The sequence below is a fragment of the Parazoarcus sp. PS-13 R2A genome (genome assembly GCF_057621855.1).
The window spans coordinates 22,733-45,813 of the sequence record NZ_JBYEXN010000014.1 but is presented as its reverse complement, the minus strand read 5'-3'; the positions used below and the strand labels follow the sequence as shown (position 1 = coordinate 45,813).

26 protein-coding genes are annotated in these 23,081 nt (G+C 63.5%); 6 read left to right on the top strand and 20 right to left on the bottom strand.

Features of this window, described 5'->3' with window-relative positions; translation table 11 throughout:
- Positions 1 to 107: 107 nt before the first annotated feature.
- The 9 genes from ureG to queF form a co-directional block, all read right to left on the bottom strand.
- Entirely contained in the window at positions 108 to 737 is a 630-nt protein-coding gene (ureG, locus tag AC22G6_RS13895) for an urease accessory protein UreG (RefSeq protein WP_108971696.1), read from the bottom strand.
- Positions 738 to 757: 20 nt separating this feature from the next.
- Complete coding sequence (locus AC22G6_RS13890) at positions 758 to 1,477, bottom strand: urease accessory protein UreF (RefSeq protein ID WP_487367256.1); 720 nt, start codon at positions 1,475 to 1,477, stop codon at positions 758 to 760.
- Positions 1,474 to 1,953: an urease accessory protein UreE gene (gene ureE / locus AC22G6_RS13885; RefSeq protein ID WP_108971697.1), complete on the bottom strand. Its 480-nt coding sequence runs from the start codon at positions 1,951 to 1,953 to the stop codon at positions 1,474 to 1,476. The genes AC22G6_RS13890 and ureE overlap by 4 nt, the downstream gene beginning before the upstream one ends.
- A gap of 66 nt (positions 1,954 to 2,019) precedes the next feature.
- Entirely contained in the window at positions 2,020 to 3,735 is a 1,716-nt protein-coding gene (gene ureC / locus AC22G6_RS13880; RefSeq protein WP_487367255.1) for an urease subunit alpha, read from the bottom strand.
- Between the two features lies 1 nt (position 3,736).
- Positions 3,737 to 4,042: an urease subunit beta gene (locus AC22G6_RS13875; protein WP_108951403.1), complete on the bottom strand. Its 306-nt coding sequence runs from the start codon at positions 4,040 to 4,042 to the stop codon at positions 3,737 to 3,739.
- A 26-nt stretch (positions 4,043 to 4,068) separates the two neighbouring features.
- The gene (locus AC22G6_RS13870; protein ID WP_487367254.1) at positions 4,069 to 4,374 is read right to left on the bottom strand and encodes a hypothetical protein; all 306 of its coding nucleotides are present in this window, start codon (positions 4,372 to 4,374) and stop codon (positions 4,069 to 4,071) included.
- Positions 4,375 to 4,393: 19 nt separating this feature from the next.
- Positions 4,394 to 4,696, bottom strand: coding sequence for an urease subunit gamma (gene ureA, locus AC22G6_RS13865; RefSeq protein ID WP_108949818.1), 303 nt, complete (start codon positions 4,694 to 4,696; stop codon positions 4,394 to 4,396).
- A gap of 39 nt (positions 4,697 to 4,735) precedes the next feature.
- Entirely contained in the window at positions 4,736 to 5,617 is an 882-nt protein-coding gene (locus AC22G6_RS13860) for an urease accessory protein UreD (protein ID WP_487367253.1), read from the bottom strand.
- A 168-nt stretch (positions 5,618 to 5,785) separates the two neighbouring features.
- Positions 5,786 to 6,640: an NADPH-dependent 7-cyano-7-deazaguanine reductase QueF gene (queF, locus tag AC22G6_RS13855; RefSeq protein ID WP_487367252.1), complete on the bottom strand. Its 855-nt coding sequence runs from the start codon at positions 6,638 to 6,640 to the stop codon at positions 5,786 to 5,788.
- Positions 6,641 to 6,887: 247 nt separating this feature from the next.
- On the opposite strand from queF, the gene AC22G6_RS13850 reads away from it, so the two are divergent.
- Together AC22G6_RS13850 and AC22G6_RS13845 are read left to right on the top strand one after the other, a co-directional pair.
- Entirely contained in the window at positions 6,888 to 8,363 is a 1,476-nt protein-coding gene (locus AC22G6_RS13850) for a SulP family inorganic anion transporter (RefSeq protein WP_487367251.1), read from the top strand.
- A 10-nt stretch (positions 8,364 to 8,373) separates the two neighbouring features.
- Entirely contained in the window at positions 8,374 to 9,240 is an 867-nt protein-coding gene (locus tag AC22G6_RS13845) for a universal stress protein (RefSeq protein WP_487367250.1), read from the top strand.
- 27 nt (positions 9,241 to 9,267) lie between these two features.
- Here AC22G6_RS13845 and modD read toward each other — a convergent pair whose 3' ends face one another.
- The 5 genes from modD to AC22G6_RS13820 form a co-directional block, all read right to left on the bottom strand.
- A complete protein-coding gene (gene modD, locus AC22G6_RS13840) occupies positions 9,268 to 10,098 on the bottom strand; it encodes a ModD protein (protein WP_487367249.1) in 831 nt (276 codons plus the stop codon).
- 69 nt (positions 10,099 to 10,167) lie between these two features.
- Positions 10,168 to 11,253, bottom strand: coding sequence for a molybdenum ABC transporter ATP-binding protein (modC, locus tag AC22G6_RS13835; protein WP_487367248.1), 1,086 nt, complete (start codon positions 11,251 to 11,253; stop codon positions 10,168 to 10,170).
- On the bottom strand, positions 11,250 to 11,933 hold the full coding sequence (gene modB, locus AC22G6_RS13830; RefSeq protein ID WP_108949824.1) for a molybdate ABC transporter permease subunit: 684 nt from the start codon (positions 11,931 to 11,933) through the stop codon (positions 11,250 to 11,252). The genes modC and modB overlap by 4 nt, the downstream gene beginning before the upstream one ends.
- Before the next feature lie 14 nt (positions 11,934 to 11,947).
- The gene (modA, locus tag AC22G6_RS13825) at positions 11,948 to 12,703 is read right to left on the bottom strand and encodes a molybdate ABC transporter substrate-binding protein (RefSeq protein WP_487367247.1); all 756 of its coding nucleotides are present in this window, start codon (positions 12,701 to 12,703) and stop codon (positions 11,948 to 11,950) included.
- Between the two features lie 38 nt (positions 12,704 to 12,741).
- Positions 12,742 to 13,569, bottom strand: coding sequence for a TOBE domain-containing protein (locus tag AC22G6_RS13820; RefSeq protein ID WP_487367246.1), 828 nt, complete (start codon positions 13,567 to 13,569; stop codon positions 12,742 to 12,744).
- A 183-nt stretch (positions 13,570 to 13,752) separates the two neighbouring features.
- On the opposite strand from AC22G6_RS13820, the gene AC22G6_RS13815 reads away from it, so the two are divergent.
- Entirely contained in the window at positions 13,753 to 14,181 is a 429-nt protein-coding gene (locus tag AC22G6_RS13815) for a TOBE domain-containing protein (protein ID WP_487367245.1), read from the top strand.
- Between the two features lie 36 nt (positions 14,182 to 14,217).
- Here AC22G6_RS13815 and AC22G6_RS13810 read toward each other — a convergent pair whose 3' ends face one another.
- Both AC22G6_RS13810 and AC22G6_RS13805 read right to left on the bottom strand, forming a co-directional pair.
- A complete protein-coding gene (locus AC22G6_RS13810) occupies positions 14,218 to 14,610 on the bottom strand; it encodes a hypothetical protein (RefSeq protein WP_487367244.1) in 393 nt (130 codons plus the stop codon).
- 233 nt (positions 14,611 to 14,843) lie between these two features.
- Positions 14,844 to 15,689 carry a hypothetical protein gene (locus AC22G6_RS13805; protein WP_487367243.1) on the bottom strand — a complete coding sequence of 282 codons (846 nt, stop codon included), beginning with the start codon at positions 15,687 to 15,689 and terminating at the stop codon, positions 14,844 to 14,846.
- Positions 15,690 to 16,088: 399 nt separating this feature from the next.
- Here AC22G6_RS13805 and AC22G6_RS13800 point away from each other — a divergent pair, with 399 nt between their 5' ends.
- The 3 genes from AC22G6_RS13800 to AC22G6_RS13790 are packed head-to-tail and all read left to right on the top strand — an operon-like array spanning position 16,089 to position 18,770.
- Positions 16,089 to 17,144 (top strand): ABC transporter substrate-binding protein, encoded by a 1,056-nt coding sequence (locus tag AC22G6_RS13800; protein WP_487367242.1) that lies wholly within the window; start codon positions 16,089 to 16,091, stop codon positions 17,142 to 17,144.
- 58 nt (positions 17,145 to 17,202) lie between these two features.
- The gene (locus tag AC22G6_RS13795; RefSeq protein WP_199917121.1) at positions 17,203 to 17,982 is read left to right on the top strand and encodes an ABC transporter ATP-binding protein; all 780 of its coding nucleotides are present in this window, start codon (positions 17,203 to 17,205) and stop codon (positions 17,980 to 17,982) included.
- A 14-nt stretch (positions 17,983 to 17,996) separates the two neighbouring features.
- Positions 17,997 to 18,770 carry an ABC transporter permease gene (locus tag AC22G6_RS13790; protein ID WP_108971712.1) on the top strand — a complete coding sequence of 258 codons (774 nt, stop codon included), beginning with the start codon at positions 17,997 to 17,999 and terminating at the stop codon, positions 18,768 to 18,770.
- A 94-nt stretch (positions 18,771 to 18,864) separates the two neighbouring features.
- Here the strand turns inward: AC22G6_RS13790 and AC22G6_RS13785 are convergent, their stop codons facing one another.
- The 4 genes from AC22G6_RS13785 to urtC all read right to left on the bottom strand — a co-directional run bounded on the left by AC22G6_RS13785 (position 18,865) and on the right by urtC (position 23,074).
- Positions 18,865 to 19,818 (bottom strand): LysR family transcriptional regulator, encoded by a 954-nt coding sequence (locus tag AC22G6_RS13785; protein WP_487367241.1) that lies wholly within the window; start codon positions 19,816 to 19,818, stop codon positions 18,865 to 18,867.
- 35 nt (positions 19,819 to 19,853) lie between these two features.
- Positions 19,854 to 20,546: an urea ABC transporter ATP-binding subunit UrtE gene (urtE, locus tag AC22G6_RS13780; RefSeq protein ID WP_108949834.1), complete on the bottom strand. Its 693-nt coding sequence runs from the start codon at positions 20,544 to 20,546 to the stop codon at positions 19,854 to 19,856.
- Between the two features lie 468 nt (positions 20,547 to 21,014).
- Positions 21,015 to 21,878, bottom strand: a complete 864-nt coding sequence (urtD, locus tag AC22G6_RS13775) for an urea ABC transporter ATP-binding protein UrtD (protein ID WP_108949835.1) — start codon at positions 21,876 to 21,878, stop codon at positions 21,015 to 21,017.
- Positions 21,875 to 23,074 carry an urea ABC transporter permease subunit UrtC gene (gene urtC, locus AC22G6_RS13770; protein ID WP_487367310.1) on the bottom strand — a complete coding sequence of 400 codons (1,200 nt, stop codon included), beginning with the start codon at positions 23,072 to 23,074 and terminating at the stop codon, positions 21,875 to 21,877. The genes urtD and urtC overlap by 4 nt, the downstream gene beginning before the upstream one ends.
- Positions 23,075 to 23,081: the final 7 nt, after the last annotated feature.

Below are 23,081 nucleotides of genomic sequence, written 5' to 3'. Positions count from 1 at the left end.
GACAGGTCGCAAGACCTGTCCCCGTTTTCATTTCAGCTGCCGGGCCGTCCGCCACAGCGCGATGGCCCGGGTCAGCACGCCAGACGTGACGACGCCCACCCGCCGGGTCACGCCTCCACTGTGCGCAACAGCCCCTGGCGCTCGACGAAGTCGATGATCTCGGCCAGACCCTGGCCCGTCTTCAGATTGGAGAAGATGAAGGGCCGCTCGCCACGCATCTTGCGCGCGTCACGGTCCATGACTTCCAGCGAGGCGCCGACCAGCGGTGCGAGATCGATCTTGTTGATCACCAGCAGATCACTCTTGGTAATGCCGGGCCCGCCCTTGCGCGGGATCTTGTCGCCGGCCGAAACGTCGATGACGTAGAGCGTCAGATCCGACAGTTCAGGCGAGAAGGTGGCAGCGAGGTTGTCGCCGCCCGACTCGACGAAGATGATCTCCAGCCCCGGAAAGCTGCGGTTGAGGCGATCGACCGCTTCGAGGTTGATCGAGGCATCCTCGCGGATGGCGGTGTGCGGGCAGCCGCCGGTTTCGACGCCGATGATGCGATCTGCCGCCAGCGCCTCATTGCGCACCAGAAACTGGGCGTCTTCCGCCGTGTAGATGTCGTTGGTGACCACGGCGATGTTGTACTTGTCACGCAAGGCCTGACACAGGGCGAGCGTGAGCGCGGTCTTGCCGGAGCCGACGGGGCCGCCGATGCCGACACGGAGTGCCTGGGATGCAGGAGTAGTCATGATTCTGTGGTTTCCGTCGTTCAGCTTCTGAAGAGCCGTGAATACTGCGTTTCGTGGTGGCTGCTGGCAAGCGCCAGGCCGGGGGTGTAGTTGCTCCAGTCGTCTTCCGGGAGCGCGATCGCAAGGGGCACCAGATCGGGAATGCGCGCGCCGAGCACTGCCAGCATGCGCTGCCCCGCGCTCTGGCCGAGCGGCACGGTCTTGACCGCCGCCATCACCTGATTCTCCAGCCATGCCCACAGGTAGGCGGCGAGCGCATCGGCCACCGGCACCTTCCAGGCTGCAGCAGCAGCGGTCCATGCAGTCGGAAACGCCGGGGTATCGAGCGTCTGCAGCCGCGCCCGCCAGCCGGGCAGTGAAGACCAGGCGTCGAGCTCGACCAGCATGCGGACCAGCGAGTAGCCCATCTGCACGGTTTCGGCACGCAGCTCCGAGGTCTCGCGACTGGCGACGAAATCGTCGTTGAGGCGTCGCACCCTGTCATCGTCGCCCTGCGCCCAGGCCTCGAGCAGACACGCCACCAGCGGCGCCTCGAAGCGCGCCACGCTCCATTCGAGCAGGTCGCCAATCCAGCGCTGGGTGTCGGCCTCGGTCTTGACCCGGCCGCATTCGACCGCCCACTCCAGCCCCTGCGAGTAGGTGTAGGCGCCGACCGGCAGTGCCGGGCTGGCCAGTTGAAGCAGACGCACCAGCGGCAGCAGCCCGCCGCCGACCGCCGCACCGGATATGGCTGGCGTCACTTGGCACTCATCATGTGGATGCGCGCGCCGCTGCCGTCACCCGGATGCTGGTGACCATGGGCATAGGCACCGGCCTCGGGCTCGAAGGGCGCCGAGATCGGCGACACTTCCGCGCCCAGCCCGACCAGCATGCCTTCGAGCACGTGATCGGCCTGAATCCGCAGCCAGCCTTCGCCGAGTTCGACGGCGACATGGCGGTTGCCGAGGTGGTAGGCCGCGCGTGCGAGCTCGAAGGCATCGGCGCAGCGCACCTCGAGCAGGGATTCTGGCGCAGCCACGACTTCGACGATCCGTCCGTCCTGGGCGTGGAGTTTCTGACCGCCGCGCAGAATGGTGCCGCGGGGGAGGAACAGACCGACTTCCTCGCCCGAGCTCAGTTTGGCGCGCAAGCGGCTCTTGGTGCGGTAGCCAAAATCGAGTTCCAGGGTTTCCGTTGCGGCGCGTACGCCGGTGTAAAGCGATTCAATCAGCAGCATGTCAGTTCAGTTTCCAGGGCCTGCTTGACGCGACACGAGGTTCGACGACGATCATGGCGGATTGCGTCAGAACAGGAAATAGCGCTGCGCCATCGGCAGTTCGGTCGCGGGTTCGCACGTGAGCAATTCGCCATCGGCGCGCACGATATAGGTTTCGGGATCGACGTCAATGGTCGGCATCGCACCGTTGAGCACCATGTCGGACTTCTGCACGCCGCGGCACCCCTTCACCGCGACCAGCGGCTTCGTCAGGCCGAGCGCGGCGACCGCCGGGTTGGACAGCGCGGCCTGCGAGACGAAGGTCACCGAGGTCTTGAGCGCCTTGCCGAAACTGCCGAACATCGGCCGGTAATGCACCGGTTGCGGCGTGGGGATCGACGCGTTGGGATCGCCCATCGCCGCCGCCGCGATCATGCCGCCCTTCAGAATCAGGCTGGGCTTGACGCCGAAGAAGGCCGGCCGCCACAACACCAGGTCGGCCAGCTTGCCGGGCTCGATCGAGCCCACGACGTGCGAGATGCCGTGGGTGATCGCGGGGTTGATGGTGTACTTGGCGATGTAGCGCCGGATGCGGAAGTTGTCCGCCTTGCCGTCGCCACGCTCGCCATCCTCGGGCAGTGCGCCGCGCTGCACCTTCATCTTGTGCGCGGTCTGCCAGGTGCGGATGATGACCTCGCCGACCCGCCCCATCGCCTGCGAGTCGGACGACATCATGGAGAAGGCGCCGGTGTCGTGCAGGATGTCTTCGGCCGCAATCGTCTCGCGCCGGATGCGCGACTCGGCAAAGGCCACGTCCTCGGCAATCGCCGGGTCGAGGTGATGACACACCATCAGCATGTCGAGATGCTCGTCGATGGTGTTGACCGTGAATGGGCGCGTCGGGTTGGTCGAGGACGGCAGCACGTTCGGCGACCCCACCGCCTTGATGATGTCCGGCGCGTGACCGCCACCCGCACCTTCGGTGTGGAAGGTGTGGATGGTGCGGCCCTTGAACGCGGCCAGCGTGGTTTCGACGAAGCCGGATTCGTTCAGGGTGTCGGTGTGGATCGCGACCTGCACGTCGTGCTGCTCGGCCACATTCAGGCAGTTGTCGATCGCCGCCGGCGTCGTGCCCCAGTCCTCGTGCAGCTTGAGGCCGATCACGCCCGCTTCGACCTGCTCGTTGAGCGGCCCCGGCAGGCTGGCATTGCCCTTGCCGAAGAAGCCGAGGTTCATCGGGAAGGCTTCGGCCGCCTCGAGCATGCGATGGATGTGCCACGGCCCTGGCGTGCACGTGGTGGCGTAGGTGCCGGTCGCCGGCCCGGTGCCGCCCCCGAGCATGGTGGTGACGCCCGACATCAGCGCCTCTTCGATCTGCTGCGGGCAGATCCAGTGGATGTGGCTGTCGATGCCCCCGGCGGTGAGGATCATGCCCTCGCCGGCAATGACCTCGGTGCCCGCACCGACCGGAATGGTGACGCCGGGCTGGATATCCGGGTTGCCGCCCTTGCCGATCCTCCAGATCCTGCCGTCCTTGAGGCCGACGTCCGCCTTGACGATGCCGGTGACGGCATCGACGATCAGCGCGTTGGTGATGATGGTGTCGGCCACCTCGGCCGAGAGCTGCTGCCCCTGACCCATGCCGTCGCGGATGACCTTGCCGCCGCCGAACTTCACCTCTTCACCGTAGATGGTGTGGTCTTGTTCGACTTCGAGAATCAGCCCGGTGTCGGCCAGTCGCACGCGGTCTCCCACCGTGGGGCCGAACATTTCCGCATAGGCGCGGCGCGTAATCTTTGCCATATCAGAGCGCTCCCATGACCTGGGCGTTGAAGCCGAACACCTTGCGCGCACCGTCGAGCGCGACCAGTTCGATCGTGCGCGACTGTCCCGGCTCGAATCGCACCGCCGTCCCGGCGGCAATGTTGAGGCGGAAACCGCGTGCAGCCGTGCGATCGAAGTCGAGCGCGGCATTGGTTTCGGCAAAATGGTAGTGCGAGCCGACCTGGATCGGGCGGTCGCCGGTATTCGTGACTGAAAGCGTCAGCGTCGAGCGTCCGACATTGAGTTCGATCTCGCCGTCGAGCGGCATGAGTTCGCCTGGAATCATTTTCTTCTCCTGATGTGCCTGGCGGTTCAACCGCCACGGGCGCCGAAGCGATAATCGCGCATGGCCTGTGAGCGCGCCGGCGCAGCCTCGGGGGCCGGAGCGGGTACGACGGGTTCGACCACTGCAGCCGGTGCCAGCTTTTCGCGCAAACAGATGACGAGCAGCAAGAACTCCTCGTCGTCGGCGAGTTCTTCGATCTCGTCCAGCGTCGCCTTTGCATACGCCGGATCGCTCGTCATCGCCGTCAGATTCACGCTGCGCCCCAGCGTACGCTTCACCTGCAGCTTGAAGCGGGCCAGCAACCTCGCCAGTTCGATTTCGGCTTCGCTCATGATGGTCGCCGCCAATGCGTCAGATGATGGGGTTATGCACGGTGACCAGTTTCGTGCCGTCCGGGAAGGTGGCCTCGACCTGAATATCGGGAATCATCTCGGCCACGCCGTCCATCACGTCGTCGCGTGTGAGCAGGGTGGCACCGTAGCTCATCAGCTCGGCCACGGTCTTGCCGTCGCGCGCACCTTCAAGGATCGCGCAGGTGATGAAGGCGACCGACTCGGGGTAGTTCAGCTTCAGGCCGCGCGCCCGACGCCGCTCGGCGAGCAGTCCGGCGGTGAAAATCAGCAGCTTGTCCTTCTCTCGTGGGCTCAGTTCCATCGATTTCTCCACGGCGCCAGTGGCGCCGCCATCAGTTGATCAGGTATTCCAGATTCTCGGCGTCTGCATCGGGCGCCCGGCTACGGTCGGCCTGACCGCAGCCCAAAGCCGCGCAAACCATTCGCGTCCCGGCTCGCATGCGGGCCCGAGATAACGCGCTACCAGCAAGCCGGGCAACAAGGTGACGCCGCCCGTCCCGTGCGTCGGCGCGATCTCGCGCCAGGCCTTGAGGAGTTCGACATTCACCAGCGGCGAAGCGACCAGCAGACTGCCGCTCACCGGCTCGCCCTGCAGCCCGATGCCGGCAGTCAGCAGGGCGCTGCCACCACCCACCCTGCCGCGCTCCAGCCACAGCGGACGCCCGTCTCGCACTATCCTGGTGCGCATCGCAAGCTCACCTCGGGTAAAGCGCTCCCCCGAGCCCGTGCGGCCGAAACACAGCATCTCCGCCCCGATGAAACAGGCATCTCCGGACAGGCTGACCTCCGTCACGAGGTCACCGAAGGCGCCGTCGAACACCAGGCTTTCCTGAGGCAGCCACTCGCACACGGCGCCTGCGGCCACCGCAATACGCTGTGTCAGCCCGCCGCGTGCGCCGGCGCTGCGATACCACTTGCCCGCACCCGGTGTGGTCAGCAGCGCATGGGCGCCTGCCCTGACATCGACATCGACGCTGAGGCTGTCGCCACTGGCGATACCCGCGGGCGGGTGTACCAGAATGGTGTGGCACACCTCATGGCCCTCGGGATAAAGCGGACGCTGCACCACCAGCGGACCGACATGCGCGCGCTCCGCAAGCACGGTACGCTCGCCACGGCGTTCATACGCCAGCCGCAACTCGGCACGCCAGCTGCGCCCGGCGGCAGCATTACAGGCAGGCGCGCCGAGCGAACGGGATTCAGGGGCTGTCACAGCATTCATGGAGCTTCCATTAGCAAGCAATGTTCCAGCTCAAAGGCCGACCCGATATACGACTGTTTAGACTGACTATTCTGTGCAGACAAGGCTTGCAGGCGCACGACCTGTGCCAGGCGACCATGTAAACACCGACCGGATGCACCAGTACAGTGCATGAACGCCCTCCCGCGCTTACTGCCGCACTTCGTCGCACTCGTCGAATTCGTCAGCCTTGCCCACACCGGGAGTCGCACGGAACGGGTTGATGTCCAGACCACCGCGCCGCGTGTAGCGTGCCCACACCGCAAGCGCCTGCGGGTGGCAGCGCGCCATGATGTCGCAGAACACCCGCTCCACGCATTGTTCGTGAAACTCGTTGTGCTCGCGAAAGGAGACGATGTAGCGCAGCAGGCCCTCACGCTCGATCGCAGGCCCGGTGTAGCGCACCACGACCATGCCCCAGTCGGGCTGACCGGTCACCAGACAGTTGGACTTGAGCAGGTGGGAATACAGGGTCTCGCTGACGACTTCACCACGGGCTGCCAGCAGGGCCGGGGCCGGCTGATAGGTATCGATATCGATATCGAGATCGTCCAGACAGACTCCTTGCGGGTAGCCGATCTGGCGCAGGGGGCGCTCGCCGAGCGGCATCAGCTCAACCGCCACCGCGCCGCCTGCCGCCGCGGACAGGTCGCGAGCAATCGTTTCGCGCACGGTGCCCGCATCGGCAAAACGACTCTGGTTAAAGGCATTGAGGTAAAGCTTGAGCGATTTCGACTCGATCAGCCGCGGCGTATCGGCCGGCACCCGGAAGCGTGCGAGCGCCACCACCGGCTTGCCGCGCGCGTTCAGCCACGACAGCTCATAGGCATTCCACAGATCCTCACCGACAAAGGGCAAGGCATCGCCGCGCACGCCGATTTCGTCGCGCTTGAGCTGACGTTCGATCGGAAACAGGAGCTCGGGCGCATAGGTATCGCGATAGGCGACAGGCTTGCCGAGCGGCGAGGCTTCGGCACCATGGCGGAGAGGGGATGTATCGTTCATCGGTATGATTGTAAAAGAAGCGCGCACGATGCGCTGTTGCTGCGTTGCAGCATGAATAGTAAACTCACCGGTCAATGCGTTTACGGACGCGCTTTCCCGCAACACCCGCAGACGCGGCATCAGACGACAGGCTGCAGGCCACGTCGCCGCCCGCAAGGCCGCACCCGGACGCCCTGCGACACTCCATCCGGCACATCAGCAGCAAGGCCGCGCCTGCCACGCAGCCCAAGACGGATCAAAACAGACAATGAAATCCCTTCAGCAGGACTGGTTCTCCAACGTCCGCAACGACTTGCTCGCCGGCCTGGTGGTCGCGCTTGCCCTCATCCCCGAGGCCATCGCCTTCTCCATCATCGCCGGGGTCGATCCCAAGGTCGGGCTCTATGCCTCCTTCTGCATCGCCACCGTGATCGCCTTCGCCGGCGGTCGCCCGGGCATGATCTCGGCCGCAACCGGTGCCATGGCCCTGGTGATGGTGACCCTGGTCAAGGACCACGGCCTGCAGTATCTGCTCGCCGCGACCCTGCTCACCGGCGTGCTGCAGATCCTCGCCGGCTGGCTGCGCCTGGGCGTGCTGATGCGCTTCGTGTCGCGCTCGGTGGTGACCGGCTTCGTCAATGCGCTGGCGATCCTGATCTTCATGGCCCAGCTCCCGGAGCTGACCAACGTCAGCTGGCATGTGTATGCCATGACCGCAGCCGGGCTCGGCATCATCTACCTCTTCCCCTACATCACCCGTGCCGTGCCGTCGCCGCTGGTCACCATCGTGGTACTGACCGCGGTGTACATGGTGCTTGATCTCGACATCCGCACGGTGGGCGACATGGGCGAACTGCCGGACAGCCTGCCGGTGTTCCTGCTGCCCGATGTGCCACTCAACCTCGAGACGCTCGGGATCATCTTCCCCTACGCACTGACGATGATGGTCGTGGGCCTGCTCGAATCGCTGATGACCGCCACCATCGTCGACGACCTCACCGACACCACCAGCAACAAGAGCCGCGAATGCGTCGGTCAGGGCGTGGCCAATATTGCCTCCGGTTTCCTCGGCGGCATGGCCGGCTGCGCGATGATCGGGCAGTCGGTGATCAACGTGAAGTCCGGCGGCCGCGGACGCCTGTCGACGCTGACCGCTGGCGTGGTGCTGCTGATCCTGGTGGTCTTCCTCGGCGACTGGGTGCGCCAGATCCCGATGGCGGCCCTGGTCGCGGTGATGATCATGGTTTCGATCGGTACCTTCAGCTGGGACTCGGTACTGAAGCTGCGCGAGAATCCGCCCAGCTCCAGCGTGGTCATGATCGCCACCGTCGCGGTCACCGTTGCCACGCACGACCTCGCCCGCGGGGTGCTGGTCGGGGTGCTGCTGTCGGGCTTCTTCTTTGCGCACAAGGTCGGCAAGGTGCTGCACGTCGGTTCGCGCACGGAAGACGAAGGCCGGATGCGCCGCTATGCCGTCACCGGCCAGGTGTTCTTTGCCTCGGCCGACCGTTTCATCGCCTCCTTCGATTTCAAGGAAGTCATCGACAAGGTCAGCATCGACGTCTCCCGCGCCCATTTCTGGGACGTCACTGCCATCAGTGCGCTCGACAAGGTGGTGGTCAAGTTCCGCCGCGAAGGCACCGAAGTCGAGGTCATCGGCCTCAACGAAGCCAGTGCGACCATGGTCGACCGCTTCGCGGTGCACGACAAGCCTGAAGCCGTCGAAAACCTGATGGGCCACTGAGGAGCAGACCATGAGCAAAGACAACAAGATTCTGGCCTGCGTGGATCAGTCCCGTTTTGCCGACACGGTTGCCGACTACGCAGCCTGGGCCGCGACGCGCATGGACGCGCCGCTCGAGTTTCTCCATGTCATCGACCGCCATCCGGAACTCGGCTCCGGCGAGGATCATAGCGGCGCCATCGGCTTCAACGCCCAGGAGCAGTTGCTGCATACCCTCAGCGACAAGGATGCGGCGCTCAGCCGCGCGGCACGCGAACAGGGACGCATCTTCCTCAACCGCCTGCGCGAGCGCGCGATCGCCGCCGGCGTGCCGGCACCGGACATGCGCCAGCGCCACGGTGCGCTCGACGACACTCTGGCCGAGCAGGAAGACGGCGTACGCATGTTCGTCTTCGGTCGTCGCGGCGCCTCGGCCGGGACCAGCAGCCAGAGCATCGGCAGCAACGTTGAGCGCGTGGTGCGTGCCCTGCACAAGCCGGCGCTGACCGTGACCGAGGGTTTCAGCGAACCGCGCCGGATCCTGATCGCCTTTGACGGCGGCATCGTCACCCGTCGCGGCGTGGAGATGGTGGCAAACAGCCCGCTGTTCCGCGGCCTGCCCATCCATCTGCTGATGTCGGGCAAGGAAAGCCAGAGCGCGCCCAAGCAGCTGGAATGGGCCAAGAACACGCTCGAGGCGGCAGGCTTCGAAGCCCCTGCTTCACTGATTCCCGGCGACGCGGAGCAGGTCATCGAGAAAACGGTGAAGGCACAGGGCATCGATCTGCTGATCATGGGCGCCTACGCCCATTCGCCGCTGCGCAGCCTGCTGTTTGGCAGCAAGACCACCGACCTGTTGCGCACCGCCACCATTCCGACACTGCTGCTGCGGGGCTGAAAAGCCCCCACGCGGCGCGATTCGCGCTCACGTCAGCGCGAATCGCACCTTTACGTCGCAGGGCGGCGCCGTATACGCGGCCGAGGTGGCAATGAGATCCGCCCCGGCCGCCACGTAGTCTGCGGCGTTGTCGGCGCGCACGCCGCCGGCGGCGACCAGCACCGCGCCGAGGCCCTCTGCTGCAATCCGCGCCTTGCACGCTGCCACCGCCTCGGGCGGGAATTTCTCCAGCTGCAACACACCGGCCCCCGCACGCGCCCAGACCAGCGCCTCCTCGACCGAGGCCACCTCCACCGTGAGCTTGCGCTCAGGCTGAAGGCGTTGCAGACGGGCCACGGTGTCCTGCGGCGCCTCTTCCAGGAACAGACGGTGCTCGGCGAAGATCAGCAGGGTTTCCGACAGACCCAGCCGGTGCATGATCGCACCGCCCGCCTTCACTGCCTTGGCCGACATCGCCTTGGTGCCGGGCACGTTCTTGCGTGTGCAGGCGACAGCAACCGGCGCCGCAGCCGCGACGATGGCGGCCGCTGCGGTGGCGATGCCGCTGGACCACTCCATCAGGGTCTGCGCCACCTTCCACGCACGGTGAAGCTCGCCCGCCCCGCCTTCGGCCTCGAGCAACAAGGTCCCCGCCTCGACCGCCGTCGCCGACGCGACATGGATCCGCGCGGTCGCGCCTGCCAGCTGAAACAGGCGCACTGCCTCTTCACTGCCGCACACCCGCATCGCACCGCGAGCGTGGAAGGACACATGCCCGCGCGCATTCTCGATGGCCAGGGTCTCGGTGGTCAGGTCGCCCGCCGGCACATCATCGGCGAGCAGCTCGGACAGGGCGTGATCGGACAGACAGCAAGGCATGACTCGAACTCCGGAAGACATCTGCACAAGGGCACTTCCAAACGGCACCGGCAATTCCTGCGCGCGGGATCACCCCAGCAGGGCCACCGTCTTGATCTGCGCCCACATTCGTCGATTGGCCACGATGCCGAGCTGGTCGCACGAGCGCCGGGTGATGCGCGCGATCAGCGGGGTGCCGCCCGCATCGAGGCGGACCAGCACATGCGCAGGGGTATCGGCCACGACCACTTCCTGCACGATGGCCTGCAGCAGGTTGGTGATGCTGCTGTTTTCGTTGCGCGTCTCGGCAAGGCTGACGTCGCGCGCATGCACGCGGAAGCGCAGACGGTGGCCGACGGGCTCCGGGCGGCGCGCAACCAGTACGCTGCCACCCGCAAAATCGAGCCGCGTCAGGTGGTAGCGTTCATCATGCTCGGCAATGACCGACTCGATGACGACCCCTGCATCCTCGGTAAACGCCGTCGGCAGGTCCAGGCGCGCCAGCGTCTCCACCAGCCCGCCCTGTGCAACCACCTTCCCCTGATCAAGCAGGATCACATGATCCGCCAGCCGCGCCACCTCGTCGGGCGAGTGGCTGACGTAGAGCACCGGGATGTCGAGCTCGTCGTGCAGGCGCTCGAGGTAGGGCAGGATCTCCTGCTTGCGTTTGAGATCCAGCGCGGCCAGAGGCTCGTCCATCAGCAACAGTCGCGGGCTGGTCAGCAGCGCCCGCGCCATGCCCACTCTCTGCCGCTCGCCGCCCGACAGGCGCTCCGGCATGCGGTCCAGCAGATGCCCGATCCCCAGCAGTTCGACGGCCTGGTCCCAGGCCACGCGCCGGGTTGCTGCGGCGACCCGCTTCATGCCGAACTCGAGATTGCGCCGCACCGAGAGATGCGGGAACAGGCTGGCCTCCTGAAAGACATAACCGATCGCACGCTCGTGCGTCGGCACGAAGATCCCGGCGTCGGCATCCTGCCAGTGCTCGCCATTGACGAAGAGCCGTCCCAGCGGTGCGCGCTCTAGACCGGCGACGCAGCGCAGGCAGGTCGTCTTGCCCGACCCCGAATGACCGAACAGGGCGGTGACGCCGCGCCCCGGCAGTTGCAGATCGACGTCGAGTGAAAAGCCACTGTAGTCGAGGCGAAAGCGGGCCTGTATGCCTTCTGTCGTCATGTGCCCATCCCCGGCTTGAAGCGGCGGCTGGTGTACAGCGCGAGCAGGACGAAGAAGGAGAAAACGACCATGCCGCCAGCGAGCCAGTGTGCCTGTGCGTACTCCATGGCCTCGACGTGATCGAAGATCTGCACCGAGACCGTCCGCGTGCTGCCTGGAATATTGCCGCCGATCATCAGCACCACGCCAAACTCGCCCACGGTATGTGCGAACCCCAGAATCGACGCGGTGACGAAGCCCGGTCGCGCCAGCGGCAGCACCACCGAAAAGAAGGTGTCCCACGGACTGGCGCGCAGGGTGGCGGCGACTTCCAGCGGGCGCTCTCCAATCGCTTCAAAGGCATTCTGCAAGGGCTGAATGACGAAGGGCATCGAGTAGAACACCGAACCGACGACCAGGCCGGCAAAGGTGAAGGGCAGCGTGCCCAGCCCCAGTGCGGTCGTCATCTGACCAATCGGCCCGTGCGGCCCCATGGTCACCAGCAGGTAGAAGCCGATCACCGTCGGCGGCAACACCAGCGGCAATGCCACCACCGCCCCGATCGGTCCCTTGAGCCACGAACGCGTGCGTGCCAGCCACCAGGCGATTGGCGTACCGATCAGCAGCAGCAACACCGTGGTCAGGCCCGCCAGCTCCAGCGTGAGCCAGATTGCCGAGAGATCGAGCGCAGTGAGTGACATGCCCGCCCCGCTCCTTACAGATCGTAGCCGTAGGCGCGGATCACCGCCGCAGCCTTCGGCCCCTTGAGGTAATCGACCAGCGCCTTCGCCGCCTCGCTGTCCTTGCCCTTGCTCAGGATCACCGCGTCCTGACGGATCGGATCGTACATGTCGGCGGGCACCACCCAGGCTGAACCCGACGTGATCTTGCCATCCTTCGACACCTGCGACATCGCGACGAATCCAAGCTCGGCATTGCCGGTGGAAACGAACTGGTAGGCCTGAGTGATGTTGGTGCCCTCGACCAGCTTGGGTCCGACCGCTGCCGTCAGGCCGAGCTTGTCCAGCACCTGAGTTGCAGCAAACCCGTAGGGCGCCGTCTTGGGATTGGCAATCGACAGGTGCTTGAACGCATTCCTGCTCAGCACCTCGCCCTTGTCATCCACGTAAGCACCATCAGACGACCACAGCACGAGCTTTCCGACCGCATAGGTGAAGCGGGACCCGGGCACGATGCCACCTTCGGCTTCCAGCTTCGCCGGCGTCTTGCTGTCGGCGGCGAAGAAGACCTCGAAAGGCGCGCCGTTCCTGATCTGGGTGTAGAGCCCGCCCGTCGGGCCGAACGCCGCCAGCACCTTGTGCCCCGTATCCTTCTCGAACTGCAGTGCGATCTCCTTGATTGGTGCGGTGAAGTTGGCGGCAACGGCGACCTGAACTTCGGCTGCGTTCGCGCCAGCGGCGAACACACCAAGACTGAGTGCAATGACAAGGCGGGAAACGGGCGGCTTCATGATTCAACTCCTGTAGATGATGACGAAAAAGGCCAGCCTCAGTCGTAGATCGCAAGAATGACGCTGGATGACTTGAAAAAGGCACAGGCCGGCACGCCGGCCTCGATACCCAATGCCTTGCAGCTCTCGCCGGTCACCACGCAGGTCACACTGCGACCCGATGGCAGCACCAGCGTGACCTCGTTGTTCACCGGCCCTGCATGCACTTCGGCGACCTTGCCCCACAGCTGGTTGCGTGCGGTGAGCCGCATCGTCTGATCGACCGACAACATCACCGAGGACGACTTCACCAGTGCAAAGACCTCCTTGCCGATCGTCAGCCCGAGATTTTCGGCGCTGGCCTTGGTGATGATGGCGGCGATCTCGGTTTCTTCATCGATGCGCACCCGCACCTCGTAATCGACCCCACCATCGCGCAAGCCCGTAATCGACCCGGAAAACTGGTTACGGGCGCTGGTCTTCAGACTCATTCGGTGCATCAGCTTCTGGAAGCCGCGAATGTCGCACCCACCCGCCTGGTTCAGTCGTTCGGACAGGCGGTCGAGCGCGGCCTGATACTCGATTTCCAGCGCGCGATACATCGCCACCATCTTCTGGCCGTATTCGGTGAGCTGGGTGCCTCCACCCTGTCGGCCGCCGGTGACACGAACGACCAGGGGCTCGGGCGCCAGATTGTTCATGGTGTCGATCGCGTCCCAGGCCGCCTTGTACGACAGGGGTACCGCTTTCGCCGCCTGGTTGATCGAGCCCTTGTGCCCGATCTCTTCCAGCAACCGGATACGCGTATCGGATAGCGCTGCACCGATCTCGGTTTCGAGCGACATGCGGGCGAGGAAGCGGGTAGCGGTCATCGTCTGTGAAGGCATTATGTATTCCATTTTATATAAAGCCAAAACCATGCCAGGCGGCATTTACTATGGTTGCATAGGAACAACCCTTGAAACTACAGTGCACGCCGGGGACATTTGTTGATTACCTGACAATTATATGTAGCTCAAGCTACAACGTGTTTCTTTTCCTTCAATTGCAGGATCGTTCTGGAGAACAGCATGAAAGTCAGCGCTCGCAACATCTTCAAAGGCCCCATCAGTGCAATCAAGACCGGCATCGTGAATGCAGAGGTCGCAGTTTCGATTGGCGGAAACGACACCCTCGTCGCCGTCGTCACCATGGAAAGCCTCAATGCCCTTGAGCTCAAGACGGGCAAGGACGTCGTCGCGCTGGTGAAGGCGCCCTGGGTCATGCTGATGAGCGAAGGCAGCGACATCCGCCTGTCAGCACGCAACAGCCTGACCGGCACGGTCAAATCGGTCGAGGTCGGCACCGTCAACGCCGAGGTCACCATCAGCCTTCCCGGCGGCAGCGAGGTGGCGTCGGTCGTGACCAAGGAAGCAGCCGCAGAGCTTGGACTCAGGCCCGGCGTCCCCGTCACTGCAGTCATCAAGGCGTCGAACGTCATTCTTGGGGTTCCCGCCTGAGCGCGCACGCCGGGACATTCGTGTCGCCGCAGGAACTCAGCGCGGCATGCTTTCGCTGAAGCTGTAGAAGGACTGCCCGGCGCAGTCCTGACCGGGCTGCACGGTGCGGTGGATCAGCCAGCGCTGGTCGCGCAAACGCCAGGCCGCGACCGACTCCGCGTAAGCCGCTGCGGCATAGAACTCTTCGCCGTCATCCGAGCGCGGCTCGCGCAATACATAGCGGTGTGCGTAATAGCAGGCTTCTCCGTCAGGGTCATAGCCGAAGACCCGCTCGGCATCAAGTTCGGCCTCGCGAAACAGATCAAAGGACAGGGGCACCACCACCATGTCGCGCCACTCCATCGGCAAGCGGCCCCACCAGGGCTGCTCGCCACTGTCTGCGGCACGACGACGATCACCGGTTCTTATATGGCTTGCTGTACATAACACCGCACACCTCCTCCTGGGACAGGAAAGTCTTCACACAGGCGTGTTGACGCGAACCGCCTGACAAGAATGGCGCAAGTGGGGCTGCCACGCGCCTTCGTTGTATACAAAAGCAATAACGATGCCCGAGAGAAATCCCGCACAGCGGGATGAGAAAGCGGGGCAGACAGACGGCAGTGAACGAAAAAAGGGCGGCCATGCCGCCCTTCCCAAAACTCAGACCACGATGAGCAAGCTCAGAAGTGCCACTGCACCTTGATCATCGGCGCGGAGGTTTCAGAGCCGGTGCTGCCTTCCTTCGAACCGAACTTGTTGTTGATGTACTCGTAACCGATGCCTGCGCGCAGGGTGCGCGGCTTGCCCATCAGCATCTGGCCGACGTCGGCCATGACAAACATGTTGGTCCAGGTCTCGGGATCGGTCTTCACGCCGAAGCCGTCCTTGCCCTTCTTGCCGGTGTAGTTCAGGTAACCTTCGAAGGACAGGGGCACCGAGCCGACGTTGAAGGGAATGCCCCAGGCCATCGCGATCCGGTAGGTCGGATCGAATTCAACCGATTTGCCGACGATGCCGTTGTTGTTCCACTCCTTGTAGTAGAGCAGGCTCACGTCGAAGAAGCCCTTGGGAATATCGAACTTCAGCGTCGGACCAACCAGAATCTTGCGCACCTTCGGCGCAAATGCCGTGTCCTTGGAGTTCCAGTCGAGACCGGTCGTCAGCGCGATTTCCTTCACCGGTCCGAATGACAGGTTCTTGTCGAAGACCTTGCCCAGGTAGAGCTGGTGGGCATACACCACATAGATTTCCTGCGCGCCGGTATCGCCGCCTTTGGCCGGGTCCTTGCTGTCCGACATCAGGATATCCACGTTCAGGAAGTTCTGCCCGTAGTCATAGCCACTCACATGGGTAAAGCCAACGATGTCTTTCGACACATCGTCCGAAATGGCCGGTTCGTTGAACTTTTCGCCATAACGGTAGGAGATGGACGTGTCGCTCCAGTTGGCGGCCGAGGCCGAGATCGGCGCAGCCAGACAGGCGCCAAGCACTGCAGTGGTGATGATTCGCGAGGTGGTGGGATACATGATGCGAGGGCTCCTGAACGAGAAAAGTGTTTGATTCAACGCAACATGAGTCGCCGCGTTTTTTTCAAGCTAACAGGACTCGCGGTGATTTTGATCAATATGGATTATTACGTAATGGATATACTGATCGTCTATCTAAGTTATTGTTTATGAAGCGTATTAAACAATTGATACGCCACTCCTGAAGGCACCATGTTCGCGCCAGCCGACTGCATGACGCACAGTATTTGTGCGCCGCAAAAATGATAGTTTTCAAGGTACTGAGATCCGTGAGCGAAACATGTCGCACCGTTTTGGTGCCTCGTGAGCCGCAGAACATGGCCAAAGCCTGTTTTCCGGGCTAAACGGGCATGGCATGGCGCTTGCCATGTGTGTTGTAACGACACACAGGAGCACTACATGTTTCACACCCGTAAAGACGCACCGACCACCCAGATCCGCCGCCGTGTTCTCGGCGCCTTGCTCGCGACGGCCTGCGCACTCGGCCTCGGGCAGGCTCATGCCGCCGACCCGGTGAAGATCAAGTTCACCCTCGACTGGCGCTTCGAAGGCCCGTCCGCACCATTCCTGCTTGCCAAGAGCAAGGGCTACTTCGCTGCCGAAGGTCTGGATGTCGAGATCGACGCCGGCAACGGCTCGGCCGGTGCCGTGACGCGTGTCGCCACTGGCGCCTACGACATGGGCTTTGCCGATTTCAATGCCCTGGTGGAATACGATGCGAAAACACCGGGCTCGAAGATTCAGGCCATCTACATGGTCTATAACTCGACCCCCGCCGCGGTCTTCGTGCTGAAGAAGTCGGGCGTCACCAAGGCGGCGGACCTCGTCGGCAAGGCGCTGGCTGCACCGATATTCGACGGCGGACGCAAGGCGTGGCCGGCCTTCGCCAAGGCCAATGGTCTGGCGCTCGATGCAGTGAAATGGCAGACGGTCGAGCCCGCGATTCGGGAGACCCTGCTTGCGCGCGGCGACGTCGACGGCATCACCGGCTTCTATTTCACCAGCCTCCTCAACCTGCAGGCGCGTGGCGTGCCGGCCGACCAGATCGTCGCACTGAAGTACCCCGACCACGGCGTCGAGTTCTACGGCAACACCCTGATCGCCAGCCCGAAGATGCTGAGCGAACAGCCCAAGGCCGTCGAAGGTTTCGTGCGTGCCTTCAACAAGGCGCTGAAGGACACCATCGCTGACCCCGACACCGCCGTGCTGGCTGTGAAGGAGCGCGATCCGCTGATCAATGTGGCGCTCGAAAGCCAGCGTCTGAAGCTCGCTATCAACTCTGTGGTGATCACGCCCGAAACCCGTTCGATCGGTTTGGGCGCAGTCAATCCCGAACGCCTGAAGCGCTCGGTGGCAGAAGCGGCCACTGCTTTCGGTCTGCCCGCCACGCCTGATGCCGGCGCGCTGTTCACCTCCGCCTACCTGCCGTCCGCAGCCGACCGCGCAATCAAGTAAGTACCGTACCAAGGAGTGTGCGGGCGGCGACCATTCGTCGTTGCCCGCCGGAAAATTCATGGACTTCGTCCGCTTTGAAGATGTGAGCCTGGCCTACCAGCCCGGCAGTCCGTTTGCGATCGAAGATGTCAGCCTGTCGATCCGCGAAAACGAGTTCATCTCGCTGGTCGGCCCCTCAGGCTGCGGCAAGTCGACGGTGATGAAGCTGGTCACTGGCCTCAAGCCCCCCTCGAAGGGCTATGTCTATGTCGACGGGCGCGAGGTCGGCGGACCGCAGAAGTGCGTCGGCATGGCCTTCCAGGCCTCGAACCTGCTGCCCTGGCGCACCACCTTGCAGAACGTGATGCTGCCGATGGAGATCGTCGAACCCTATCGTTCCACGCTGCGTGCGAAGCGTGCCGAATACGAGGAGCAGGCACGTGCCCTGATCAAGCGTGTCGGCCTCGCAGGCTTCGAGGACAAATTCCCGTGGGAGCTCTCCGGTGGCATGCAGCAGCGCGCCTCGATCTGCCGCGCCCTGATTCACAAGCCACGCCTGCTGATGCTCGACGAGCCGTTCGGCGCGCTCGATGCCTTCACCCGCGAAGAGTTGTGGTGCATGGTGCGCGACCTGTGGCAGGAAGAGCCGTTCACCGTGGTGCTGGTCACCCACGACCTGCGCGAAGCGGTGTTTCTGGCCGACACGGTGTACGTGATGAGCAAGCGCCCGGGCCGCATCCTGGTACGACGCGAAATCGACCTGCCGCGCCCACGTGACCTCGACGTGACCTACACCGAGCCTTTTGCCAACTACGTGCACGAACTGCGCGAGCACATCGGCCACATTCGCGAATCCTGAGCCCGGAGGCCTTCATGCTGTCACAGAAAACCCTGATCCGGCTCGCCCCCTGGCTGGTCGTGCTGTTCTTCGGCCTGTTGTGGGAAGGCATCGTCGTTGCCTTCGATGTGCCAGAGTTCCTGTTTCCCTCGGTATCTTCCGTCTGGCATTCAACGGTGATGCACTGGGACCCGATCATGATGCACGCCACCCAGACGTTCCTCACCACCCTGGCCGGTTTCGCCATCGCGGTGGTGTTCGGGCTCGTGGTCGGTGCCGCGGTGGGCTCCTCGCCCATCATCTACAAGGCGCTCTACCCCCTGCTGGTGGGCTTCAACTCGATTCCCAAGGTTGCGTTCGTTCCGGTGCTGGTGGTGTGGTTCGGCATCGGCACCATTCCGGCGATCCTCACTGCCTTCCTGATCTCCTTCTTCCCGGTCGTGGTGAACGTGGCCACCGGCCTGGCGACGCTGGAGCCCGAAATGGAAGATGTGCTGCGCTCGCTGGGCGCATCCCGCCTCGACATCCTGAAGAAGGTCGGCCTGCCGCGTGCCATGCCCTACTTCTTCGCCTCGCTGAAGGTCGCGATCACGCTCGCCTTCGTCGGTTCGGTGATCTCGGAGACGGTTGCGTCCAACCTTGGCATTGGCTACCTGATGATGGCGGCAAGTTCGTCGATGGACATGGCCCTGGTGTTCGCCGGCCTGATCGTCATCGGCATCATGGGCGTGGTGATGTACGAACTGTTTGCACTGGTCGAACGCAAGCTCACCGGCTGGGCGCACCGCAATCCGAACGGGGCAATGTAAGCACCCGTATGCGGAGGTCAGGCAAAGACGGTCCGGGCAGACGAGGTCCGGGCCGTCAGCGTTTCAAAGTCGCCCCCCCAGATCCGGAAAGGTTTCAGGCAACTCGCCGCAGCGGTGAGGCAACAGGCGTTGTGCGGGCCGCACGCACGATGCGCTCACGGAACCAACGGCATTCTGCCGAGTGCTGGGTGCGGTCGTGCCACAACAGGTAGTAAGCCATCGACGGCAGTTCGACCGGCGCGGGCACGATGTTCAGCGGCAGCATGGTGGTGTAGTGCTCGGCGAAGCGTGCTGGCGCGGTGAAGATCAGATCGGAATTGATCAGCATGAAGGGCGCCATGTGAAAGTACGGCACATGCGCCACCACGTTGCGACGCATGCGTTCGCGCGCGAGGAAGACGTCGACCACACCACGCTGACCGACCGAATACGGTGTGGGCACGACATGCTCCGCCGCCAGCCAGTCGCTCATGCTGAGCTGACCACTGGCGAGCGGATGGCCGGTGCGCATCATCACCACCATGCGGTCTTCGAACAGCGGGGCGGTGCGCAGGTGATCGGGCGGGTTGGGCCAGTTGCCGATGACGAGGTCGAGTTCGCCGGATTCGAGCGCACGCGGGTAATCCGAGTTTTGCGTCATCGAATGGAAGGCAATCTGTGCCTTGGGCGCGAGCTTGTGCACGTCGGTGACGACTTCGCCCAGCAGCATGGCGTTGAGGTAGTCAGGCGTAGCCACGTTGAAGCTGCGACGGGTGCTCGCGGGGTCGAATCCGGTCGGGCCTTCGGCGATGCGCTCGATCTGTTCGAGAACGATCCGGATCGGCTCGAGCAATTCGGCGCCGCGCTCGGTCGGTGTCATGCCGCCACGCGAGCGCACCAGCAGCGGGTCGCCGGTGATGTCGCGCAGGCGTTTGAGTGCGGTGCTGACCGCGGGCTGCGACAGGTTGAGACGGCGCGCGGCGCGCGACACGCTGCCTTCGGTGAGCAGTACATGCAGTACGCGCAGCAGGTGTGCGTCGAGTGAATCCCAGGTGCATCCGTTGGCCATAGTGATTCTCCTGTACGGGCCACCTGGGCCCGGTGTTAGACGGCGAGCGCCTCTCGCACGCCGTCGGCGTCCATGTTTTCACCCGCACCACGCATGACGATTTCGCCACGCTCCATGACAAGGTACTGGTCGGACAGTGCACGTGCGAAATCGTAATACTGTTCCACCAGCAGGATGGCCATTTCGCCGGTGGCGGCCAGGCTGCGGATGGCGCGTTCGATATCCTTGATGATGGAGGGCTGAATGCCCTCGGTGGGCTCGTCAAGGATGAGCAGTTTGGGGCCGAAGGCGAGCGCCCGGCCGATGGCGAGCTGTTGTTGCTGACCACCGGAGAGGTCGCCGCCGCGCCGGCCCATCATCTGTTTGAGGACCGGAAACATGTCGAAGATACGTGCGGGGATGCTTTCGCCGCTGGGGCGGGTCGCCAGCCCCATGTGCAGGTTTTCTTCGACGGTGAGGCGCGGAAAGATCTCGCGCCCCTGGGGTACATAGCCGATGCCGGCGCGCACTCGGTTATAAGATGGTGCGCGGGTGATGTCCTGCGCACCAAAGTGGATCGAACCGCTGGCTGCAGGGACGAGGCCCATCAGTGTCTTGAGCAGCGTGGTTTTGCCCACACCGTTGCGCCCAAGCAGGGTCGTCACCTTGCCCACCGGGACCTCAAACGAGAGACCGCGCAGGATGTGACTGCCACCGTAGTACTGATTCAGGTTGTCGACTTTCAGCATGATATTTTCCTTTCGGCGCTTCCTGGCTTGTGGCCTGGGGCCTTGGGTCAGGGATTTATTAGCAAGAATCGGGCGCGGTTTTTATTTGGGTAGATCTTTTGTGTTCATTGAGCACGGCGGACAGTGCTGCTAACGCCAGCCACGCCGGGTGTTGGCTGGGGGTGCCAGGGAACGTAAAAGAAACGAAAAACGCTTAAAGAGCTTGTGCGCGGTGCGCTCGTCACGCGTCAGACCTTCGCTAGTCAGACCGACACACCGCTGAATGCGTCGATTTTCATTAGTGCACTACTTCCCCGCAGCATCTCTGCCTTTCCCACGTTCACAACGAACCCAGTCAAGGCGGTTATGCGGGGTATTTCTGGAATGGGCGAGGACTGTCCGAGCGAGTGACACGAGCGAGTTCCGCAGCCCATGGAAGGAATACCCCGCGTGACCGACGTTAGCAGCACATACAAAACAGACACAAAATCAACGCCCCAGATAAACCTCAATCACCCGCGGATCCGCCTGCACCGTAGCCAAGTCGCCCTCAGCCAGCACAGAGCCTTCACACAGCACAGTGACCTTGCCGCCCAGTGCCTCGACGAAGGCCATGTCGTGCTCGACCACCATCAGCGAGTGCTTTCCGGCGAGGCTGACAAAGAGCTCGGCAGTACGCTCGGTCTCATCGTCGGTCATGCCGGCGACCGGCTCGTCCAGCAACAGGAGGCGCGGCTCCTGCATCAGCAGCATGCCGATCTCCAGCCACTGCTTCTGACCGTGCGAGAGCAGGCCGGCGCTGCGGTCGGCCTCCTTGTCCAGACGGATCTGCTTCAGCACATCGCTGATGCGGTCGCGCTCATCGTCGAACAGACTCGCGAACAGGCTGCGGCGCACGCGCTTGTCCGCCTTCATTGCCAGTTCGAGGTTCTCGAACGCGGTGTGCTTCTCGAAAATCGTTGGTTTCTGGAACTTCCGGCCAATACCGGCGTGTGCAATCTGCGGCTCGGTCATGCGCGTCAGGTCGATGGTCTGACCAAAGAACGCCTTGCCCTCGTCCGGCCGCGTCTTGCCGGTGATCACATCCATCATCGTGGTCTTGCCCGCGCCATTGGGGCCGATGATGCAGCGCAGCTCGCCGGCATCAATCGTCAGCGAAAGCTTGTTCAGCGCCCGAAAGCCATCAAAACTGACCGTGATGTCGTCCAGATACAGGATGACGTTGTGCGAAAGATCGAGCTCGCCGGTCACCAGGTGACTGGTCGTTGCCTCGCTCTCCCATTGCTCGCGAAGGTTGCCTGCGTTGGCCGTGGCTTCGTTTGCGGCGCGCTCGATATCGGTGATCGGCATCATGCCCTTGCTCCCTTGGCTGAGGAATTGGCCGGCGTGGTGTGATCGGTTTCAGTCTGCGGGCGGACGGCCGCTTCACTCGCCACCGCGCTGTCCGGCCCTTTATGTGCGCGCAACTTGCGCCACAGACCGACCACGCCATCCGGCAGGTAGAGCGTGACTGCGATGAAGAGGAAACCGAGGAAGAACGGCCAGTACTCCGGGACGGTGACGGTGAAGTAGCTCTTGGCCAGATTGACGATGCCGGCGCCAAGCACCGCGCCGATCAGCGTGCCACGCCCGCCCACAGCCACCCAGACTGCCAGCTCGATGGAGTTGGCCGGGCTCATCTCCGACGGGTTGATGATGCCCACCTGCGGCACATACAGCGCGCCGGCCAGACCGCACAGCACGGCCGACAGCGTCCAGATGAAGAGCTTGTAGTGCAGCGGGTTGTAGCCGATGAACATGACACGGGATTCGGCATCGCGAATCGCGGCAAGCACACGTCCGAACCGCGAACTCACCAGGTAGCGGCCAAGGATCAGGCAGGCGACCAGCAGTGCGGCCGACAAGGCGAAAAGGGTGACGCGCATTTCCGGGGAGGTGATGCTGTAGCCGAGGATGCGCTTGAAGTCGGTAAAGCCGTTGTTGCCACCAAAGCCGGTTTCGTTGCGGAAGAACAGCAGCATCGCGGCGTAGGTGAGCGCCTGGGTGATGATGGAGAAATACACCCCCTTGATGCGCGAGCGGAAGGCAAAGTAGCCAAAAATGAAGGCGACCACGCCGGGCAGCGCCATGGCAAGGAAGATGGCCCACAGGAAGGAATCCGAACCGGCCCAGTACCAGGGCAGTTCCTTCCAGTCGAGGAAGACCATGAAGTCGGGCAGATCGGAACCGTAACTGCCGTCACGACCGATCTGGCGCATCAGGTACATGCCGAAGGCGTAACCGCCGAGGGCGAAGAACAGCCCGTGACCGAGGCTGAGGATGCCCGCATACCCCCAGATCAGGTCCATTGCCACGGCAACCACCATGTAGCACAGGATCTTGCCGAGCAGGCTGATGGTATAGGCCGAGAGATGCAGCGGACTCGATTCGGGCAGCATCAGGTGAGCTGCCGGAATGCCGATCCAGGTGATGGCGGCGAAGATCGCGAGCGCAATCCAGCCGCTTCTCGGCATGCTCTGGATCAGTCTTACGGTAAATGGGGTGCGCATTTTTGGC

What these genes read in the sequence shown, in the direction of transcription:
- AC22G6_RS13785 (WP_487367241.1), bottom strand. Translation starts at nt 19,818, where the DNA reads ATGGCCAACGGATGCACCTGGGATTCACTCGACGCACACCTGCTGCGC.
- AC22G6_RS13815 (WP_487367245.1), top strand. Translation starts at nt 13,753, where the DNA reads ATGAAAGTCAGCGCTCGCAACATCTTCAAAGGCCCCATCAGTGCAATC.
- urtE (WP_108949834.1), bottom strand. Translation starts at nt 20,546, where the DNA reads ATGCTGAAAGTCGACAACCTGAATCAGTACTACGGTGGCAGTCACATC.
- ureG (WP_108971696.1), bottom strand. Translation starts at nt 737, where the DNA reads ATGACTACTCCTGCATCCCAGGCACTCCGTGTCGGCATCGGCGGCCCC.
- AC22G6_RS13790 (WP_108971712.1), top strand. Translation starts at nt 17,997, where the DNA reads ATGCTGTCACAGAAAACCCTGATCCGGCTCGCCCCCTGGCTGGTCGTG.
- AC22G6_RS13800 (WP_487367242.1), top strand. Translation starts at nt 16,089, where the DNA reads ATGTTTCACACCCGTAAAGACGCACCGACCACCCAGATCCGCCGCCGT.
- AC22G6_RS13845 (WP_487367250.1), top strand. Translation starts at nt 8,374, where the DNA reads ATGAGCAAAGACAACAAGATTCTGGCCTGCGTGGATCAGTCCCGTTTT.
- AC22G6_RS13850 (WP_487367251.1), top strand. Translation starts at nt 6,888, where the DNA reads ATGAAATCCCTTCAGCAGGACTGGTTCTCCAACGTCCGCAACGACTTG.
- urtC (WP_487367310.1), bottom strand. Translation starts at nt 23,074, where the DNA reads ATGCGCACCCCATTTACCGTAAGACTGATCCAGAGCATGCCGAGAAGC.
- modA (WP_487367247.1), bottom strand. Translation starts at nt 12,703, where the DNA reads ATGAAGCCGCCCGTTTCCCGCCTTGTCATTGCACTCAGTCTTGGTGTG.
- ureC (WP_487367255.1), bottom strand. Translation starts at nt 3,735, where the DNA reads ATGGCAAAGATTACGCGCCGCGCCTATGCGGAAATGTTCGGCCCCACG.
- AC22G6_RS13860 (WP_487367253.1), bottom strand. Translation starts at nt 5,617, where the DNA reads ATGAATGCTGTGACAGCCCCTGAATCCCGTTCGCTCGGCGCGCCTGCC.
- urtD (WP_108949835.1), bottom strand. Translation starts at nt 21,878, where the DNA reads ATGATGCCGATCACCGATATCGAGCGCGCCGCAAACGAAGCCACGGCC.
- ureA (WP_108949818.1), bottom strand. Translation starts at nt 4,696, where the DNA reads ATGGAACTGAGCCCACGAGAGAAGGACAAGCTGCTGATTTTCACCGCC.
- AC22G6_RS13795 (WP_199917121.1), top strand. Translation starts at nt 17,203, where the DNA reads ATGGACTTCGTCCGCTTTGAAGATGTGAGCCTGGCCTACCAGCCCGGC.
- AC22G6_RS13870 (WP_487367254.1), bottom strand. Translation starts at nt 4,374, where the DNA reads ATGAGCGAAGCCGAAATCGAACTGGCGAGGTTGCTGGCCCGCTTCAAG.
- modB (WP_108949824.1), bottom strand. Translation starts at nt 11,933, where the DNA reads ATGTCACTCACTGCGCTCGATCTCTCGGCAATCTGGCTCACGCTGGAG.
- modD (WP_487367249.1), bottom strand. Translation starts at nt 10,098, where the DNA reads ATGCCTTGCTGTCTGTCCGATCACGCCCTGTCCGAGCTGCTCGCCGAT.
- AC22G6_RS13805 (WP_487367243.1), bottom strand. Translation starts at nt 15,689, where the DNA reads ATGTATCCCACCACCTCGCGAATCATCACCACTGCAGTGCTTGGCGCC.
- AC22G6_RS13820 (WP_487367246.1), bottom strand. Translation starts at nt 13,569, where the DNA reads ATGCCTTCACAGACGATGACCGCTACCCGCTTCCTCGCCCGCATGTCG.
- queF (WP_487367252.1), bottom strand. Translation starts at nt 6,640, where the DNA reads ATGAACGATACATCCCCTCTCCGCCATGGTGCCGAAGCCTCGCCGCTC.
- ureE (WP_108971697.1), bottom strand. Translation starts at nt 1,953, where the DNA reads ATGCTGCTGATTGAATCGCTTTACACCGGCGTACGCGCCGCAACGGAA.
- modC (WP_487367248.1), bottom strand. Translation starts at nt 11,253, where the DNA reads ATGACGACAGAAGGCATACAGGCCCGCTTTCGCCTCGACTACAGTGGC.
- AC22G6_RS13875 (WP_108951403.1), bottom strand. Translation starts at nt 4,042, where the DNA reads ATGATTCCAGGCGAACTCATGCCGCTCGACGGCGAGATCGAACTCAAT.